The sequence below is a fragment of the Streptococcus handemini genome (genome assembly GCF_040984445.1).
GTDB lineage: Bacteria > Bacillota > Bacilli > Lactobacillales > Streptococcaceae > Streptococcus > Streptococcus handemini.
The window spans coordinates 1-18997 of sequence record NZ_JBFRYH010000044.1 but is presented as its reverse complement, the minus strand read 5'-3'; the positions used below and the strand labels follow the sequence as shown (position 1 = coordinate 18997).

Annotated in this window: 14 protein-coding genes and 1 pseudogene; 9 read left to right on the top strand and 6 right to left on the bottom strand. The window is 43.9% G+C overall.

Features of this window, described 5'->3' with window-relative positions; all coding sequences use genetic code 11:
* The first annotated feature begins 220 nt into the window (after positions 1-220).
* From ABPH35_RS07535 to ABPH35_RS07520, 4 genes are read left to right on the top strand one after another with little or no spacing between them, the layout of a single operon-like run.
* Positions 221-976 (top strand): isoprenyl transferase, encoded by a 756-nt coding sequence (locus ABPH35_RS07535; RefSeq protein ID WP_349988020.1) that lies wholly within the window; start codon positions 221-223, stop codon positions 974-976.
* 12 nt (positions 977-988) lie between these two features.
* Positions 989-1795 (top strand): phosphatidate cytidylyltransferase, encoded by an 807-nt coding sequence (locus ABPH35_RS07530; RefSeq protein ID WP_349988019.1) that lies wholly within the window; start codon positions 989-991, stop codon positions 1793-1795.
* A gap of 9 nt (positions 1796-1804) precedes the next feature.
* Positions 1805-3064, top strand: a complete 1260-nt coding sequence (locus ABPH35_RS07525) for a M50 family metallopeptidase (RefSeq protein WP_349988018.1) — start codon at positions 1805-1807, stop codon at positions 3062-3064.
* 29 nt (positions 3065-3093) lie between these two features.
* Positions 3094-4950: a proline--tRNA ligase gene (locus tag ABPH35_RS07520; RefSeq protein ID WP_349988017.1), complete on the top strand. Its 1857-nt coding sequence runs from the start codon at positions 3094-3096 to the stop codon at positions 4948-4950.
* Positions 4951-5054: 104 nt separating this feature from the next.
* Here the strand turns inward: ABPH35_RS07520 and dhaM are convergent, their stop codons facing one another.
* From dhaM to dhaK, 3 genes are read right to left on the bottom strand one after another with little or no spacing between them, the layout of a single operon-like run.
* Positions 5055-5429, bottom strand: a complete 375-nt coding sequence (gene dhaM / locus ABPH35_RS07515; RefSeq protein WP_349988016.1) for a dihydroxyacetone kinase phosphoryl donor subunit DhaM — start codon at positions 5427-5429, stop codon at positions 5055-5057.
* On the bottom strand, positions 5426-6004 hold the full coding sequence (gene dhaL / locus ABPH35_RS07510; protein ID WP_349988015.1) for a dihydroxyacetone kinase subunit DhaL: 579 nt from the start codon (positions 6002-6004) through the stop codon (positions 5426-5428). The genes dhaM and dhaL overlap by 4 nt, the downstream gene beginning before the upstream one ends.
* A gap of 10 nt (positions 6005-6014) precedes the next feature.
* Positions 6015-7004 (bottom strand): dihydroxyacetone kinase subunit DhaK, encoded by a 990-nt coding sequence (dhaK, locus tag ABPH35_RS07505; RefSeq protein ID WP_349988014.1) that lies wholly within the window; start codon positions 7002-7004, stop codon positions 6015-6017.
* 270 nt (positions 7005-7274) lie between these two features.
* On the opposite strand from dhaK, the gene dhaS reads away from it, so the two are divergent.
* The 3 genes from dhaS to ABPH35_RS07490 all read left to right on the top strand — a co-directional run bounded on the left by dhaS (position 7275) and on the right by ABPH35_RS07490 (position 13731).
* Positions 7275-7829: a dihydroxyacetone kinase transcriptional activator DhaS gene (dhaS, locus tag ABPH35_RS07500; protein ID WP_349988013.1), complete on the top strand. Its 555-nt coding sequence runs from the start codon at positions 7275-7277 to the stop codon at positions 7827-7829.
* Positions 7830-8819 carry a DhaKLM operon coactivator DhaQ gene (dhaQ, locus tag ABPH35_RS07495; RefSeq protein ID WP_349988012.1) on the top strand — a complete coding sequence of 330 codons (990 nt, stop codon included), beginning with the start codon at positions 7830-7832 and terminating at the stop codon, positions 8817-8819.
* Positions 8820-9336: 517 nt separating this feature from the next.
* Positions 9337-13731 carry a PolC-type DNA polymerase III gene (locus ABPH35_RS07490; RefSeq protein WP_349988011.1) on the top strand — a complete coding sequence of 1465 codons (4395 nt, stop codon included), beginning with the start codon at positions 9337-9339 and terminating at the stop codon, positions 13729-13731.
* Between the two features lie 94 nt (positions 13732-13825).
* Here the strand turns inward: ABPH35_RS07490 and ABPH35_RS07485 are convergent, their stop codons facing one another.
* A complete protein-coding gene (locus ABPH35_RS07485; RefSeq protein ID WP_368849695.1) occupies positions 13826-15340 on the bottom strand; it encodes a glycine betaine ABC transporter substrate-binding protein in 1515 nt (504 codons plus the stop codon).
* Positions 15341-15349: 9 nt separating this feature from the next.
* Positions 15350-16066: an ABC transporter ATP-binding protein gene (locus ABPH35_RS07480; protein ID WP_349988009.1), complete on the bottom strand. Its 717-nt coding sequence runs from the start codon at positions 16064-16066 to the stop codon at positions 15350-15352.
* Between the two features lie 246 nt (positions 16067-16312).
* Between ABPH35_RS07480 and ABPH35_RS07475 the strand changes: the two genes are divergently transcribed.
* Complete coding sequence (locus tag ABPH35_RS07475) at positions 16313-17554, top strand: aminopeptidase (RefSeq protein WP_349988008.1); 1242 nt, start codon at positions 16313-16315, stop codon at positions 17552-17554.
* 56 nt (positions 17555-17610) lie between these two features.
* Entirely contained in the window at positions 17611-17841 is a 231-nt protein-coding gene (locus ABPH35_RS07470; RefSeq protein ID WP_349988007.1) for a GlsB/YeaQ/YmgE family stress response membrane protein, read from the top strand.
* 66 nt (positions 17842-17907) lie between these two features.
* On the opposite strand, the pseudogene ABPH35_RS07465 reads toward ABPH35_RS07470, so the two are convergent.
* A pseudogene (locus tag ABPH35_RS07465) lies at positions 17908-18997 on the bottom strand (IS3 family transposase); the annotation flags it as partial.

Genomic DNA, 18997 nt, shown 5'->3' with positions numbered 1-18997 from the left:
CGGTTGGATTTTGGAAAGAAAATGAGCATGCGTCGTAAGAAATATGTCCTTAGTCTATCCTTTGACCAGTATTTAAAACGATTACTTTAAATCAAAAAAGTGTTTGAGGTAGAAAAAAGCCGAAGACCGTTTCATGCGTTTGTCGTGGTCTAAATCCTAGCACTTTCGCATTTTTATGAAAATATGGTATAATGAAATGATTATACTGTGAGGATAAAACATGTTCCGCTTTCCATTTAAGAAAAAAGAAACGATTGAAACAGCTATTCAAGTTCCTAAGCATATTGCCATTATCATGGATGGAAATGGTCGCTGGGCGAAAAAGCGAATGCAGCCACGTGTCATGGGGCATAAGGCAGGTATGGATGCTCTGCAACGAGTGACCAAATCGGCCTCTGATATGGGAGTCAAGGTCTTAACCGTCTATGCCTTTTCGACAGAGAATTGGACACGACCGGAAAAAGAAGTCAAATTCATCATGAACTTGCCTGTTGAATTTTATGATAAATATGTGCCTGATTTGCATGCCAATAACGTCAAAATCCAGATGATTGGTGATCATGCGCGCCTACCTGAAGAAACAAAATCAGCTCTTGAAAAAGCTATCCAAAAAACCAAGCACAATACGGGATTGATTTTGAATTTTGCCTTGAATTACGGTGGTCGTGATGAATTGACCCATGCGGTAAAAGAAATTGCGCAAGCCGTGCTCGATACGAAATTTAACCCAGGAGACATCGATGAACGCTTGATTTCTGGCTATCTCTATACCAATGCCTTGCCCTATACCTTGCGTGATCCAGATTTAGTCATTCGGACGAGTGGCGAGTTGCGTTTGAGTAACTTTTTACCTTGGCAAACAGCCTATAGTGAATTGTACTTTACAGATGTAGCCTGGCCAGATTTTGATGAAAAAGCGCTTCATGAAGCGGTTAAAGAATACAATAAACGCCACAGACGTTTCGGTGGTATCTAAGAGGGAGAAAATATGTCAAAGGATTTACAGAAACGAGTCATTTTTGGCGGAATTGCGCTAGCTGTTTTTATTCCGTTTTTACTAAAAGGTGGAGTTCCTTTTCAACTGTTTACTGGTCTTTTAGCGATGATTGCCACTGCTGAGCTAATCAAGATGCATGGATTGTTGCCAAATTCAATTGAGGGCATGCTGGCCATGTTGGGCAGCCTTGTCTTGACCTTACCTTTAGAAAACTATATCCCCTTTCTACCGACAGATGGAAACTATACCGCCTATGCTATTGTGGTCTTCTGCCTATTAGGATCAACGGTCTTGAATATTGATCACTATTCTTATGCAGAAGTTGCCTTTCCAATCGCATCTAGTTTTTATGTCGGAATTGGCTTTCATCATCTGGTATTAGCTCGTATGGATAGTCTTGAAAAGGTCTTGTTTGCTTTATTCATCGTTTGGGCGACAGATATTGGAGCCTATCTGATTGGTAGTCAGATTGGGCGGCGTAAGTTAATGCCAAAAGTCTCGCCAAATAAAACTGTGGAAGGCAGTCTTGGTGGTATTGTTTCTGCGGTGGTGGTAGCCATGATTTTCATTTTGGTGAATAAGATGGTGACAGCAGGTTACTCATTTGTAGCCATGCTATTCTTAGTTGCCTTATTTTCTATTGCTGCCCAGTTTGGTGACTTAGTAGAAAGTGCCATTAAACGTCGCTTTGGTGTCAAGGACTCTGGCAAAGTCATTCCAGGTCATGGTGGTATTTTAGATCGATTTGATAGTTTGATTTTTGTCTTTCCTATCATGCACTTTTTTGGATTATTCTAAGGAGAAATAATGAAAGGAATTATAGCGTTTATTTTTATCTTTGGTGTGATTGTGGTTGTTCATGAGTTTGGACACTTCTATTTTGCCAAGAAATCAGGGATTCTTGTACGGGAATTTGCCATTGGAATGGGGCCGAAAATCTTTTCCCATATCGGATCAGATGGTACGGCTTATACCATTCGCATCTTGCCCTTGGGAGGCTATGTCCGTATGGCCGGCTGGGGTGAAGACAAGACAGAAATAAAGACGGGAACACCGGCTTCGCTCACGGTCAATGCAGAAGGGGTGGTGACTCGTATCAATCTGTCTAACAAGTCCTTGGACGATACCAGTCTTCCCATGAATGTGACGTCCTACGATTTTGAGGAAAAACTTGACATCACAGGCCTGGTCTTAGAAGAGAGTAAAACATTTCCAGTAGACCATGATGCAACGATTATTGAGGAAGACGGTACAGAAGTGCGCATTGCTCCCCTCGATGTTCAGTATCAAAACGCTTCTGTCTGGGGCCGTTTAATCACCAATTTTGCAGGTCCAATGAATAATTTCATTTTAGGCTTTGTTGCCTTTGTCCTCTTTTTCTTCCTACAAGGGGGAGTGCCAGATGTGACGAGTAATCAGGTGACGGTGACAGAAGGCGGTGCCATTCAGCAGGCAGGTGTTGTCACAGGTGATCAGATTCTTGCTATCAATGGTGAAAAGGTTGGTGACTATACTGATATTTCACGTAGTATTGCCAAGGCTAGTCAAGATGCCAAAGTAGCTCCAACTCTTGCTGTAGAAGTTAGTCATGAGGGACAGAAAAAGACGCTTGATGTGACGACCAAAGAACAAGATGGTCGGTATTATCTTGGTATTTCACCGATTTTAAAGACGGGCTTTGTTGATAAAGTAGTCGGTGGATTCAAGGAAACATTTTCAACCAGTTTATTGATTGTGAAGGCTTTGAAGAATATTATTTCCCAGTTTGATTTGAATAAATTAGGTGGTCCAGTTGCCATCTATCAAATTAGCTCACAAGCAGCAGATAGTGGCTGGGGTGATGTTTTGCGCTTGCTTGCCATGCTATCCATTAACCTAGGGATCTTTAACTTGATTCCGATTCCTGCCCTTGACGGTGGGAAAATTGTCATCAACATCATTGAAGCGATTCGTAGAAAACCGCTCAAACAAGAAACGGAATCTTATATTACTCTAGCAGGTGTTGCAGTCATGGTGATTCTCATGATTGCAGTGACTTGGAATGATATTTTACGTGTCTTTTTCTAAAAGAGGAAATTTAAGGAGAGAAAAATAGTATGAAACAATCAAAGATGATCATCCCAACCTTGCGGGAAATGCCTTCTGATGCACAGGTGATTAGCCATGCCTTAATGGTACGCGCTGGCTATGTTCGTCAGGTATCAGCAGGAATTTACAGCTATTTGCCACTAGCTAACCGTGTGATTGAAAAAGCAAAAAACATTATGCGTCAAGAGTTTGACAAGATTGGTGCGGTCGAATTTTTAGCCCCAGCACTTTTATCAGCTGACATCTGGCGTGAATCAGGTCGCTATGATACGTATGGCGATGACCTTTATAAGTTAAAGAATCGTGAGGGTTCAGATTTTATTTTGGGACCTACTCATGAAGAAACGGTGACCTTGTTGGCCCGCGATGCGGTGCAATCTTATAAGCAGTTGCCCTTGAATATTTATCAAATTCAGCCTAAGTATCGTGATGAAAAACGTCCACGTAATGGTCTGCTTCGTGGTCGTGAATTTATCATGAAAGATGGCTACAGCTTCCATGCAAGCTACGATAGTTTGGATCAGACCTACGATGATTACAAGTCAGCTTATGAAGCGATTTTTACCCGTGCAGGGTTAGAATTTAAGGCAATCATCGGTGATGGTGGTGCCATGGGTGGTAAGGATAGCCAGGAATTTATGGCTATTACTCCAGATCGTACTGTTCTTGACCGTTGGGTGGTATTGGATAAGTCTGTTACTTCTTTTGATGAGATTCCTGAAGAAGTTCTAGCAGCAATCAAGGAAGAATTGGCAGCTTGGTTAGTATCAGGAGAAGATACGATTGTTTATTCGAGCGAATCAAGCTATGCAGCCAATCTTGAAATGGCAACGAGTGACTATAAGCCGCGTAATGTGGTCGTAGCAGAAGAAGAACTGGTCAAGGTTGCAACACCAGACAGTAAAACCATTGATGAAGTGGCTTCCTTCTTAAATCTTTCAGAAGAACAAGCCATTAAAACCATGCTCTTTATGGCAGATGGGGAACCCGTGGTTGCTTTACTTGTTGGAAATGACCAAGTCAATGATGTCAAATTAAAAAATCACTTGGGTGCGGATTTCTTTGATGTCGCAACGCCAGAACAGGCTGTTGAGGTCTTTGGAGCTTCATTTGGTTCATTGGGGCCAGTGGGCCTTCCTGAAACGGTGAAAATTATTGCTGACCGTAAGGTCCAAGGCTTGAAAAATGCGGTGGTTGGTGCCAATGAAGATGGTTTCCACTATACAGGTGCGAATGCAGGCCGTGATTATCAAGTTAGTGAATATGTAGACATTCGTGAGGTGAAAGAAGGCGAACCTTCGCCAGATGGAAAAGGAACCTTGCAGTTTGCTCGTGGAATTGAAATCGGTCACATCTTTAAATTGGGGACACGCTACTCAGACAGCATGAACGCAACGATTTTAGATGAAAATGGTCGTGCTGTACCAATTATTATGGGATGCTACGGTATCGGAGTTAGCCGTTTATTGTCAGCCGTCTTAGAGCAGCATGCTCGTTTGTTTGTCAATAAAACACCAAAGGGGGAATACCGCTTTGCTTGGGGGATTAACTTCCCGAAAGAATTGGCGCCATTTGATGTGCACTTGATTCCAGTAAATGTGAAAGATGAAGCAGCCATGAGCTTGACCCAGTCAATTGAAGAGAATTTGGTAGCAGCTGGTTATGAAGTTTTAACGGATGACCGTAATGAGCGTGTCGGTGTGAAATTCTCAGATAGTGACTTGATTGGTTTGCCAATTCGTGTAACAGTTGGTAAAAAAGCAGCAGAAGGCATTGTTGAAGTGAAAATCAAGGGAACAGGTGATACGGTCGAAGTTCATGTGGATCAATTACTTGAAACCCTCCAAATCTTAGCCAACAAATAAGAAGCTGCTGAGATAGAAAGGCTCTGATCTAACAGATTATTATATGCAGTACGTAAAAAGACTTAAAACCACTGTTTTAAGTCTTTTGTGATGCTTAGTGAGTGTTATTTGTTGATGTGTAGCTCTGCTAGCTGTTCCAAAATAGTGTCAAGGGAAGCGCCTGCTTGCAAGAGGGCTGCTGCGGTGTAGCTGCCTTCGACAATGGGAACAGACTGGATTAGGAGATCTTTGTCAGAGAAGTCTGCGACCATTTCTATGTTCATGCGAGCGCTGCCTAAGTCAAAGAAGGCAAGGATGGTATCTGCGGGATTGTTTGCGACAGTCTCTTCTACTCGGGAAAATTCTGTTCCGATACTGCCGTCTTCTAGTCCACCACAATAGGTTAGCGGAACATCTTTTGCGACTTCGGAGATGATATTAACAACTCCTTGTGCGAGATGATGCGAGTGCGAGACGAGGACGATACCGATTGTTGTCATACCAGTCCAGCCTCCATTAGGGCTTCAAAGAGAAGACCAGACGAGTAAGAACCAGGATCGATATGGCCGATGGATCGTTCACCGACATAAGAAGCCCGTCCTTTGGTAGCTTGAAGATCTTTAGTATTCTCAACGGATGCACGAATGGAGTCAAGGCTTAATGTTTCAGCTTTTACATCGGCAATGACCGAAGTCCAGACATCTACCATGGTCTTTTCACCTACTGCTGCCTTGCCTCGCTTCTGAATCATATCCAGTCCAGCTTGAAGGCTATCAAGGAGGGAAGCATTCGCTTGCGCACTCTTGGTTAGTCCCATAAAGGCTGAGCCATAGAGAGGACCAGAGGCACCTCCGACCTTGCTGAGTAGCTGCATCGAAACAATCCTGAAGATTTCATCAGGACTGGTAAAGGCCTTGCCGTCTAATTGTTCCATGACGGCAGTCATACCGCGGGCCATATTGCCTCCGTGATCACCGTCTCCAATCGGTGTATCCAGTTCACTCAACAAGTCTTTGTTTTCTTGGATTTTTTGGGCAAATAATTGCATCCATTTGAATACTGCTTGTGTCTCCATATCTTCTCCTTTACCAAGCTGGGGTTTCAACAGCTGATTCTAGGGCTTCTAACCAGCTGCTATCTTCTAGTTTGATGAGGGTGAGAGAAAGTCCTGCCATGTCGATTGATGTCATATAGTTTCCAATCTTATGGTAGATCACTTCAATCTGTTTGCTCTCTAAGAGTTGTGCGACGTCGTTTGCAAAAACATACTGTTCCATGAGTGGAGTAGCTCCGAGTCCATTGATAAGAAGACCGTATTTTTCACCTGCTTTGGCCTCAAAATCTTGAATCAATTTAGCGACTAATTCTTCAGCCAAGTCTTTAGACGGTTGGAGTTTTTCCTTCTTATATCCTGGTTCGCCATGGATACCGACACCGTATTCAAATTCATCTTCTTCTAGGACAAAACCTGGTTTTCCAACCTCAGGGACAGTAGCTCCTGAAAGGGCTAGTCCAATGGTTTTAATCTGAGGAACAAGTTTATCTGCTAATTCTTTGATTTCAGCGAGGGATTTTCCTGTTTCAGCAGCATGACCAAGAATCTTATGGACTAAAATCGTGCCAGCAACACCGCGGCGCCCCTGTGTATAGAGGCTGTTTTCGACTGCAATATCATCATCCACGACGACACTTGCGACTTCAATACCTTCCATTTCAGCCAATTCTTGTGCCATTTCAAAGTTCATGATGTCGCCAGAATAGTTTTTGATAACCATAAAGACACCGGCCCCTTCGTCAGCTGCTTTAATCGCTTCTAAGATTTGATCTGGCGTTGGCGAAGTAAAGACAGCTCCACACACAGCAGCTGATAGCATACCACGTCCAACAAATCCTGCGTGAGACGGCTCATGACCAGAACCACCACCTGAGATAAGCCCAACTTTTCCACGTTTTTCAGCTTTTCGAACGATGACATCATAGCCGTCTAAGCGATCGACCAATTGACCATGCATAAAGACAAGACCTTGGAGCATTTCATCAACAACGTGCTCTGGCTGATTGATAATTTTTTTCATGAGTATTCCTCCTAATGAATATGAGTCATAAGAAGAGATTTGTCCTAGGAAGGTGGATGTTCGAAAGAGGTAATCTATTCTTATGATGACAATGATGATTACGCTTACAGTATACTGGATTTTGAGGAGAAAAGAAAGGGACAAAATAGGCTGTCTGTCCCTTTGGATTTTTGGGAAAATATGGTAAGGTAGAGGTAGAATGACTGGAAGATTTTGATAGAGTACCAAGCAGTTTTTAAGTTGAATGGAAGGATTAGAAAAGAGTAAGGCATGGGAACATCTCTGATTACAAAGAAGCGGATTGCAAAGGCCTTTAAACGACAATTGGTTCAAAAGAGCTTCGACAAACTATCGGTTGTGGATATTATGCAGGAAGCCAACATGCGCCGCCAGACCTTTTATAATTATTTTTTAGATAAGTATGAACTACTGGATTGGATTTTTGAAACGGAGTTACAGGAGCAGGTTACCGATAATCTCAACTATATCAGTGGCTTGACCTTGCTCGATGAATTGCTCTACTATATTGAACGAAATCAGTCCTTCTATGTTCAGTTGTTTGAAATCAAAGGTCAAAATGCTTTTGTTGCTTATCTAGAAGGGTATTGTCAGATTTTGCTCGAGAAGATTCTCCGGGAAGTGCAAAGTCAGGAGCGTGTGGACTTAGAGGAGAACTATACACAATTCTTAGTTGCTTATCATGCGGGGGCTCTAATCTCCTTGATTGAGCGGGGAATTCGGCAGTGTCCGTGTAGGCTTTGTGAGCAGTACCCTTATTTGGTGCAAGTGGTCACAAAATCAGTTAGAGAGCGAAAGGGGAAGTAAATGGTTGCCATTATTAATCAAGCTCATCTCGTCATTTCTCAATATATAGATGGTTTTTTGCTGACTCACCCAGAGCTTGAGCGGCTGGAGCAAGAGCCAATTATTGCCTTGCGGGAGCAAGACAAGACCTGTATTCCTTTGATTTCAGGAGGAGGCGCTGGTCATGAACCCATGCATCTAGGCTTTGTAGGGCAGGGGATGCTGACAGCAGCAGTTTATGGTGAAGTCTTTATTCCACCAACCGCTGATCAAATCTTGCGTGCTATTCGCCATGTGAATAAGGGAAAAGGCGTTTTTGTTATCGTTAAAAATTTCGAAGCAGATTTACTAGCTTTTCAGGAGGCTATCCATCAAGCGCGTCAAGAAGGGATTCCAGTCAAGTATATTGTGTCCCATGATGATATTTCCGTCGATACCAAAAAGAATTTCCAAAAGCGGCACAGGGGATTGGCAGGAACGATTTTACTGCATAAGATTGTAGGGGCAGCCGCCCAGTCAGGCTTGTCCTTGGATGATTTAGAACAACTGGCTCTAGCCTTGTCAACAGAGATTGCGACCATTGGTTTTGCAACGAGTTCAGCCCATTTTCCTCAAGCAGCTCTCCCTCTCTTTGAACTACAAGAAGGGCAGATTTCCTATGGCATCGGTATCCACGGAGAAGAAGGCTATCGGACGGTTCCCTTTGAATCATCGGAGCAATTAGCCAATGAAATTGTCAACAAGTTAAAATTGCGTTTCCGTTGGCAAGAGGGGGAAGAGTTTATCCTCTTGGTGAATAATTTAGGGACGATTTCCGAGTTAGAACAAGGTGTTTTTCTCAATGATATTTGCCAATTATTGGATTTGGAAGGTTTGCGGCTTCCTTTTATCAAGGCAGGACGGTTTGCGACCAGCTTAGACATGTCAGGGCTATCTGTCACCCTTTGCCGTGTCAAAGACCCTATCTGGCTTGAGTATCTACAGGAAAAAACTACCGCACCAGCTTGGTAGAGTGGATAGAAAGGTTGAGCATGCGGTTCAGCCTTTTTGACTGGGTAGTAATCGCTACAAAGTCCTTCCTTGAGTTCAAATAATCAGTTAATATCAAAAAATAACTTTTTTTGAAATTTTCTTAAGTAGTGCGGACGCAAGCAACCTCCTCACTAGTTGAGGATTATTTCATAATCCTTATTTCCAACCAGTCCCCCAGACTGTTGAAGCAATGCTTATTTTTGAACCTAGGTCTCAAAAATTCCGCTATTAGTGACAGCAACACTGTCACTAATAATACCACTAGGGCGAAAATATCCTTTCAAGCTCACTTCGTTCGCTCTAAACTGCGGAATCTTATTTTACTATTCGATACATCGTGTTATTTTTTGATGTTGGATGAGTATTAAGTCTCACTTTTTCACTAAAACCTTCTTGTTACTCTTGCTCTCATCTTGCGATTGCTCCTAGTAGTGGCTGTGGAAGAATGGGGGAACTTGTGGTAAAATAGAGAGAATAGAAAGACAAGGATAATAGAATGACAGATACCTTTCAATTGCTATTGAATCAAATTGGTCTACCGCTTGAGTTGAAAGAGTCAAGCGCCTTTTCAAATGCCAAGATTGAGCAGGTCTTGGTACATAAAAAGAGTAAAATCTGGGATTTCACCTTTCGGTTTGAGGCGCCCTTGCCTTTGCAGCAGTATCAATTGTTTAAGGCCAAGCTTCTCAACGAGTTTCAAAAGACAGGCAATCAGGCTCGTTTTCGGATCAATACGGATTCAGAGCAGATAGACTCCGCTTTGATACAGGCTTACTATCTAGAAGCCTTTACAGAGGAGTTGTGCCAAAGTGCAGGTTTTCGCTCGATTTTTCAGCCCCTACCGGTTGAATTTCGGGATGGTGTTCTGTGGATAAAAGGTCCAGCTTCTGTGGATACGCCGCATTTCCGAAAGAATCATTTGCCAAACTTGGTCGAGCAATTTGCTCGTTTTGGCTTTGCTCATCTTGCGGTCGATATCGAGGTTTGTGAGGAAATGACCAAGGCTCAGGTTGAGGAATTTCATGCTCAGAATGAAGAACTCCTCCAAAAAGCGAGTCAGGAAACCCTGGAAGCCATGGAACAACTAGCCAAAATGGCACCTCCGCCAGAAGCTAGTCCGCAGCCAAGTTTTCAAGATTTTAAAAAGCAGGCACCACGTAAGGTCAGCCTTGATAAATCAGAGATTACACCGATGATTGAGATTGATACGGAGGAAAATCGCATTGTCTTTGAGGGCGTGGTCTTTGATGTGGAACAACGGACGACACGGACAGGGCGGGTCATTATCAATTTCAAGATGACCGACTACACCTCTTCGTTTTCTATGCAAAAATGGGCGAAAAATGAGGAAGAAGCGCAGAAATTTGACATGGTGAAAAAAGGGAATTGGCTCCGTGTGCGCGGCAATATCGAGACCAATAATTTCACGCGCGACTTGACCATGAATGTTCAGGAGATTCAAGAAGTCAAGCGTGACATCCGTAAGGACCTTATGCCCGATGACCAGAAGCGGGTGGAATTTCATGCCCATACCAATATGTCTACCATGGATGCCCTACCAGCAGTTGAGGACTTGATTGCTAGAGCTGCTAAGTGGGGACATAAGGCCATTGCTATTACCGACCACGGAAATGTTCAATCTTTCCCACATGGTTATCATGCTGCCCGCAAGGCGGGAATCAAGGCTCTCTTTGGTATGGAAGCCAATATCGTAGAAGACAGTGTACCGATTGTCTACAATGAAGCAAACCTTGACTTGTCTGATGCGACCTACGTGGTCTTTGACGTGGAAACAACTGGTCTTTCTGCGGTCTACAATAGCTTGATTCAGATAGCAGCGTCTAAGATGCACAAGGGAAATGTGATTGCTGAATTTGATGAATTTATCAATCCGGGTCATCCCTTGAGCCAGTTTACGACTGACTTGACAGGAATTACCGATGAGCATGTCAGAAATGCTAAACCACTTGAGCAGGTCTTACAGGAATTTCAAGCCTTCTGTGAGGGTTCAGTTCTAGTCGCCCACAATGCGACCTTTGACGTTGGCTTTATGGATGTCAATTATGAGCGAGCAGGCATGTCGACCATTACTCAGCCTGTCATCGATACCCTAGAATTTGCCCGCAACCTCTATCCAGAATACAAACGGCATGGTCTGGGGCCTTTGACTAAGCGGTTTGGCGTGGCACTTGAGCATCACCACATGGCCAATTATGACGCGGAAGCAACAGGACGTCTCCTCTTTATCTTCTTGAAAGACGCTCTTGAAAAACATGGCATCAGCCGTTTAAGCCAATTAAATACCGAGTTAATCGCAGAGGATTCCTACAAAAAAGCTCGTGTCAAACACGCGACTGTCTATGTCACCAATCAGGTGGGCTTGAAAAATATCTTCAAGCTGGTGTCCCTCTCCAACACCAAGTATTTTGAAGGGGTGCCACGGATTCCGCGGACGATCTTAAATGAACACCGTGAGGGATTGATTTTAGGGACAGCCTGTCAAGAGGGCGAAGTCTTTGATGAGTTGCTTTCAAAAGGGATTGACGAAGCTGTTAAGGTAGCAAGCTACTATGATTTCATTGAGGTCATGCCCCCTGCTCTTTATGAACCGATGATTGCCAAGGAACAATTCAAGGACATGGCAGAAATAGAGGCGGTCATTCAAAAACTTATCGAAGTTGGTCGCAGGGCCAATCTGCCTGTTCTTGCAACAGGAAATGTCCACTACATTGACCCAGAAGAAGAGATTTACCGTGAGATTATCGTGCGTTCCTTGGGACAAGGGGCGATGATTAACCGAACCATTGGTCACGGAGAAAATGCTCAGCCAGCTCCCCTACCAAAAGCCCATTTCCGCACGACAAATGAAATGTTGGATGAATTTGCCTTTTTAGGTGAAGAGTTGGCGCGTGAAATTGTCATTACCAATCCAAATGCCATGCTTGAGCGTTTTGAAGAGGTTGAAGTGGTCAAAAAAGACCTCTATACTCCTTATCTAGAAAATGCCGAAGAGCGGGTAGCAGAATTAACTTACAAAAAAGCCTTTGAAATCTACGGCAATCCTTTGCCAGATATCATTGACTTGCGGATTGAAAAAGAGTTGACCTCGATTTTGGGGAATGGCTTTGCTGTGATTTATCTGGCTTCGCAGATGTTGGTAACGCGCTCCAATGACCGTGGTTACTTAGTTGGTTCCCGGGGGTCTGTTGGCTCAAGCTTTGTTGCCACCATGATTGGGATTACCGAGGTTAATCCTATGCCACCGCATTATGTCTGTCCAAATTGCCAGTATAGTGAGTTCATTACAGACGGTTCCTATGGTTCTGGTTTTGACATGCCAGACAAGGACTGTCCAGAATGTGGTCACAAATACGCCAAAGATGGGCAGGATATTCCCTTTGAAACCTTCTTGGGATTTGACGGGGATAAGGTACCCGATATCGACTTGAACTTCTCAGGAGATGACCAGCCAGATGCCCACTTGGACGTTCGGAAAATCTTTGGTGACCAATATGCCTTTCGAGCTGGAACAGTTGGTACGGTTGCGGCAAAAACAGCCTACGGCTATGTGCGTGGTTATGAGCGAGACTATGGCAAGTTCTACCGCGATGTAGAAGTGGAGCGCTTGGCTGCAGGAGCCGCTGGGGTGAAACGGACGACTGGTCAGCACCCGGGAGGAATCGTGGTTATCCCAAACTATATGGATGTCTATGATTTTACCCCTGTCCAATACCCAGCAGATGACTTGACGGCTAGCTGGCAGACAACCCACTTCAACTTCCACGATATTGATGAAAACGTCTTAAAGCTTGATGTACTGGGACACGATGACCCGACCATGATTCGCAAACTCCAAGACTTGTCAGGCATTGACCCACAGACCATTCCAGCAGATGACAAGGGAGTGATGGCGCTCTTTTCTGGAACGGAAGTATTAGGGGTGACACCTGAGCAGATTGGCACGCCAACTGGTATGTTAGGTATTCCTGAATTTGGAACGAATTTTGTCCGGGGAATGGTAGAGGAGACGCATCCAACCACCTTCTCTGAGCTCCTCCAATTATCTGGACTCTCGCACGGAACAGATGTGTGGCTGGGTAACGCCCAAGATTTGATTAAGGCAGGCATTGCGGACTTGTCTACGGTTATCGGCTGTCGGGATGACATCATGGTCTACCTCATGCACGCAGGACTTCCTCCGAAAATGGCCTTTAACATCATGGAGCGGGTACGTAAGGGAGCCTGGCTCAAGATTTCCGAGGACGAGCGCAATGGCTATATTCAGGCTATGAAGGACAACAATGTCCCTGATTGGTACATTGAATCTTGTGGAAAAATCAAGTACATGTTCCCCAAAGCCCATGCGGCAGCCTATGTTATGATGGCGCTTCGTGTAGCCTACTTTAAAGTGCATCATCCGATTTATTACTATTGTGCCTATTTCTCGATTCGGGCCAAGGCCTTTGATCTTGCTACCATGTCTGGTGGCTTAGACCGAGTCAAGGCGAAAATGGAAGAAATCACTATCAAGAAGAAAAACAATGAAGCAAGTAACGTAGAGCAGGACCTCTTTACCACGCTTGAAATTGTCAATGAAATGCTGGAACGCGGCTTTAAATTTGGCAAGCTAGACTTGTATCGATCTGATGCGACCGAATTCCAAATCGAAGGCGATACCTTGATACCGCCCTTTGTTGCCATGGATGGTCTAGGAGAAAGCGTTGCTTGTCAGGTTGTCAAGGCGCGTGAGGAAGGAGAGTTTCTCTCTAAAACCGAGTTACGAAAGCGTGGAGGGCTTTCTGCAACCCTTGTCGACAAGCTCGATGAAATGGGCATTCTAGGCAATATGCCAGAGGACAACCAGCTGAGTCTGTTTGATGAATTGTTTTAAGAACTGAAAAAACCATTTTGGAAAGACCAAAATGGTTTTTTGTATGCTTGTTTTGCAATGGAGAATGAGTAGGGAAGCTACTTTTTGACAAGGCTTACTTGCCAATCAACTGGTGTTCTTTGAGATAGGTTTTTGCGACTTGGCTTGGGGCTTTGCCTTCAATATTGACTTGATAGTTCATGTCTTGCATGTCTTTTTCGGTGATTTTGCCCGCCAGTTGGTTGAGGATTGCTTCCAGTTGTGGGTATTTTTTCAGTGTTTCTTCGCGTAAGAGAGGCGCACCTTGATAAGGCGGAAAAAGTTGCTTGTCGTCCTTGAGTGTTTTGAGGTGATATTCCTGCAGTTCACTGTCCGTCGAATAAGCATCAATCAGTTGAACATTGCCGTTGTCAATCGCCTTATATCGTAGGGCTGGCTCTAGAGTTTTAACGTTGAGTTGAAGCTTGTAGCGGTCTTTCAAACCTTTTCCTCCGTCTTCGCGGTCGTTAAATTCCAAGCTAAAGCCAGCCGTTGCGCTTGCCTGAACCTTGGCTAAATCGGAAATCGTTTCTAAGCTATGTTCCTTAGCGTAGTCTTCCTTTACTGCAAGAGCATAGGTATTTTGATAGCGCATGGGCTTAAGATAGATGAGTCTATCTTGGGCGAAAATTCCCTTTCGGGCTGCTTGATAGACTTCTTCTGGGTCAGTGGAGGTACTTGGTGACTGTTTTAAGAGGGTGGAGGTTACCGTTCCTGTGAATTCAGGGTAAAGATCAATTTGCCCAGCCTTCAAGGCTTCATAGATAAAGGTCGTTTTCCCAAAGTTGGGTTTTAATTCCACCGCAATGTCTGTCTGCTCTTCAATCAACTCCTTGTACATATTGAGCAAAATTTCAGGTTCAGACCCTAATTTCCCAGCGATGACAATCTTATCCTGCATCATCATGGACATAGGAAAGAGGGAAAGAGAGCTGATGCTTAGTAAGGCGATAAAGGAGATGAAAATGGTCTTGAGACTGCGTTTTTCAACCAAACCAATCAAGAAATGAAAGAGAAGAGCGAGTATGGCTGAGCTAATCGCTCCGATGAGAATGAGGGAGCTATTGTTACGATCAATACCCAGTAAGATGAAGGAGCCAAGTCCTCCTGCTCCAATTAGGGCAGCAAGAGTCGCTGTTCCGATAATGAGAACTGTCGCTGTCCGAATACCAGATAGAATGACAGGGGCTGCTAAGGCAATCTCGAATTTCTTTAATTTCTCCCAACGATTCATCCCAAAGGCAGTTGCTGCTTCTTGGAGAGACGGATCAATTTCCTGTAAGCCAGTGACCGTATTTTGCAGAATCGGAAAAATAGCGTAGACAATCAAGGTCAAAATCGCAGGAATTTTTCCAATCCCAAAGATAGGAATGAGCAAGCCTAAAATGGCAAGGGATGGAATGGTCTGCAAGATACCTGTAAATTGTAGGAGAAGGTTGGCCAAGCGTTCGCGTTTTGAAACGAGTATGGCCAGTGGAATAGCGATTGAAATTGCACAAGCTAAGGCGACAAAGGAGATTTGCAAATGCTCCCCAAGAGCCAACAACCAGTCATCTTTTCGGTCTAAAAAGGTTTGTATCACATCATTCATCATCGTCTCCTATACTTGAAAGAAGTCAGCCACAAATTGAGTAGCAGGAGCTGCTTTGATTCGCTCAGGGGTGTCGAGCTGTAAAATACTTCCTCGGTCCATAATGGCAATTCGATCGCCCAGCTTGATTGCTTCTGTCATATCATGGGTCACAAAAATCATGGTCATCTGAAATTCCTCTTGAATTTTCTTGACCAATTCCTGTAATTGCTCTCGTGAAATTGGATCAAGTGCGCTAAAGGGCTCGTCGAGAAGAAGAACCTTAGGACGAGCAATAATAGCTCGTAAAATCCCAATCCGCTGTTGTTCCCCTCCAGACAGCTCGCTCGGCATCCGATGGAGGTATTGGGCATGAGGAAGTCCCACAAGGTCGAGTAATTCTCTGGTTCGCGTATCGATTTCCTTTTTAGACCATTTTTTCATCTCTGGAATGAGGGCAATATTTTCAGCGACTGAAAGATTGGGAAAAAGAGCAATTTGCTGTAAAACATAGCCGGTTGACAAGCGTAATTCCCGCAGTTCGTAGTCCTTGAGGCGCTTGCCGTCCAAATAAATGTCTCCTTGATCGGGCTCAATCAAGCGATTGAGCATTTTCAGTGTCGTTGTTTTTCCGCTACCACTCGCGCCGACCAAGACAAAAAATTCTCCGTCGAAAATGGTAAAGGCTTGGTCTTTTAAGACATACTTGCCCTTAAATTGTTTACTGACCTGTCTAAATTCAATCATGGAATACCTGACTTTCTTCCTAGAATAGGGCTATTACAGTATCCTACGTTGCTATCTGAAATAGATTCTTGTAAGGTGTTGGAGAATACCTATAATAGCTCAGTTTTCTTAACTAGTATAGCGCAGGGGAGCAGGATATTCAAAAGTCCTGTTTGAAACATAGAAAAAACATAGATAGTAGTCGAAAATATCGTCAAAAGACAAAATATGGTACAATAAGAGATAGCCTATCAAAAGGAGAATCGTATGGTATTACCAAACTTTAAAGAAAACCTAGCCAAATACGCTAAGTTACTCGTTTCAACAGGAATTAATGTGCAAGCTGGTCATACAGTTGCCTTGACCATTAGTGTCGATCAAGCGGAATTAGCACGCTTGATTGTCAAAGAAGCCTATGCCAAAGGCGCTGTCGAAGTCCTTGTCAACTGGCAAGATGATGTGATTTTGCGTGAGCGCTATGTGAATGTACCCATTGAACGCTTAGAAACGATTTCTGAGCAGCGGATTGCAGAGATGAACTACATCTTGGATCACAAGGCTAGTCGTTTGGTGGTCTTGTCTGAAGATCCAGGCGCTTTGGACGGTGTTGATCCAGAAAAACTCTCTCGCGCGACACGCGCAGCAAGCATTGCCTTAAATCCTATGCGTCAAGCGACTCAAGCCAACAAAATTAGCTGGACCTTGGGTGCTGCAGCAGGACTAGAGTGGGCGAAAAAAGTCTTTCCAGATGCTGCAAATGACGAGGAAGCCGTGGACTTGCTGTGGGATCAAATCTTTAAAACCTGTCGTGTTTATGCTGATGATCCGGTAGCTGCATGGAAAGAGCATGAAGAACGTCTGGTTGCCAAGGCGGCGATTTTGAATAAAGAACAATTTGTTAAACTCCACTATACTGCACCAGGTACAGACTTAACGCTTGGTATGCCAAAGAATCACTTGTGGGAAGCAGCAGGCTCGATCAATGCCCAAGGCGAACACTTTATTGCCAATATGCCGACAGAAGAAGTCTTTACCGCACCTGATTACCGCGTAGCAGACGGCTATGTGACATCAACTAAGCCACTCAGCTACAATGGAAATATCATCGAAGGCATCAAGGTAACCTTTAAAGATGGTGAAATTATCGACATTACAGCTGAAAAAGGTGACGAAGTCATGAAGAAATTGGTCTTTGATAATGCTGGCGCTCGTGGTCTCGGTGAGGTTGCGCTCGTACCAGATCAAAGTCCGATCTCTCAATCAGGTGTGACCTTCTTCAATACCCTCTTTGATGAAAATGCTTCAAACCACTTGGCCATCGGTTCAGCCTATGCCTTTAGCATTGAAGGTGGTGTCGATATGACCAATGATGAATTAAAAGCAGCAGGTCTCAATCGCTCAGATGTCCATGTGGACTTCATGATTGGCTCAAACAAGATGAACATTGATGGTATCCGTGAAGATGGTACGGCTGTTCCAATCTTCCGTGATGGCGAATGGGCGATTTAATCCTCTCTGAAAATCACAATAGATAGAATGGATAAAGGAATAGGAGGTGAACAGAGATGATTGGCAGTGCATTGTTTGGTTTTATTGTAGCTATGATTGCAGCAGCGATTACCAACCGTGGTGAAAAAATGGGCTGCATTGGGAAAATCCTCTTAGGACTTGCCGGTGCCTGGGTTGGTCAACTCCTTTTTGGTGATTGGGGACCTCAAATCGCAGATACAGCAATTATCCCCTCTGTTTTAGGAGCTGTTATTCTCCTTGCTATTTTTTGGGAGCGAGGAAGTTAGTAAAGAAAAATCCCAGGCTAGTTTGAACGGCTCCCTGTCAAGTAGACAGTCAAATACTAAAAGATACTAAGCAACCTGATTCCTGAATTCCCAAGGAGTCAGGTTGTTTAATTTTGTTTGCCAACGTTGTGTATTGTAAAACTGGATATAGCTTTCGACATCTGCGACTAGTTCCTCATAGGTCTTGTATTTCTTGAGATGATAAGACTCTGTCTTGAAATGCCCAAAGAAACTTTCAATCGGTGCATTGTCGATACATTTCCCAACTCGTGACATCGATAGAGTGATGCCAGCCTGTGTTGTAAAATAGCGATATTCCTTTGAAGTGTACTGACTGCCACGATCGCTATGAATGAGCGGTGTCGCTCCTGGATTGGCTACTAGAGCTTTCTTAATGGTCTTCATAACCAAGGGATTATCATTGTTTTGACCAATCTCATAGGCGATAATTGAGCCATCATATAGGTCCTTGATTGCACTCAAATAAGCCTTGGCACCGAGACCGTATTGTAAGTAGGTGACATCTGTGCACCATTTCTGATTCGGTGCTGTCGCAGTAAAATCCCGATTGAGAAGATTTTCAGCGTAGAATCTGTCGCCAGCTTTCGTACAAGCATGTCTCACACGACGAATAGCTGAGCTGATGCCAAGAATCCCCATTAGACGACGAATCCGTTTCTTATTGTAGTTGGTAGCGAGTTGGCGGTTAGTGAATGTCGTCATGCGACGGTAACCGAGGATTCCGTTGTGGAACTTATGGAGCTCCTTAATCGCCTCTATAATCTTTTTATTTTCTCGTTCAGATTGTGTCTCTTTGTGGTTGAGCCACTTATAATAGCCTGAACGTGAGACTTTCAGAATCTGGCATAAAATAGAGATAAGACTATCTGGGTGTTCATCATGGTAATCTCTAATAGCTTGGAACTTCTCTAGGTGCTTTCCCACTCTTAGCGACGGTTTCGCCGTTTTATTTCCTCCAACTTTTTTAGGAGGCCAACCTCCATTTCCAAATAACGATTCCGTTCTTCTAGTTGCTTGATTTTGAGTTGAAGTTCTTCAGCTTCAGTGAGGTTTGGCTTACTGTCCAATCCTTTTCCACGTCTATCAACGAGTCCCTGTGAGCCACTCTCCTCAAACTTACGTACCCATGAATACA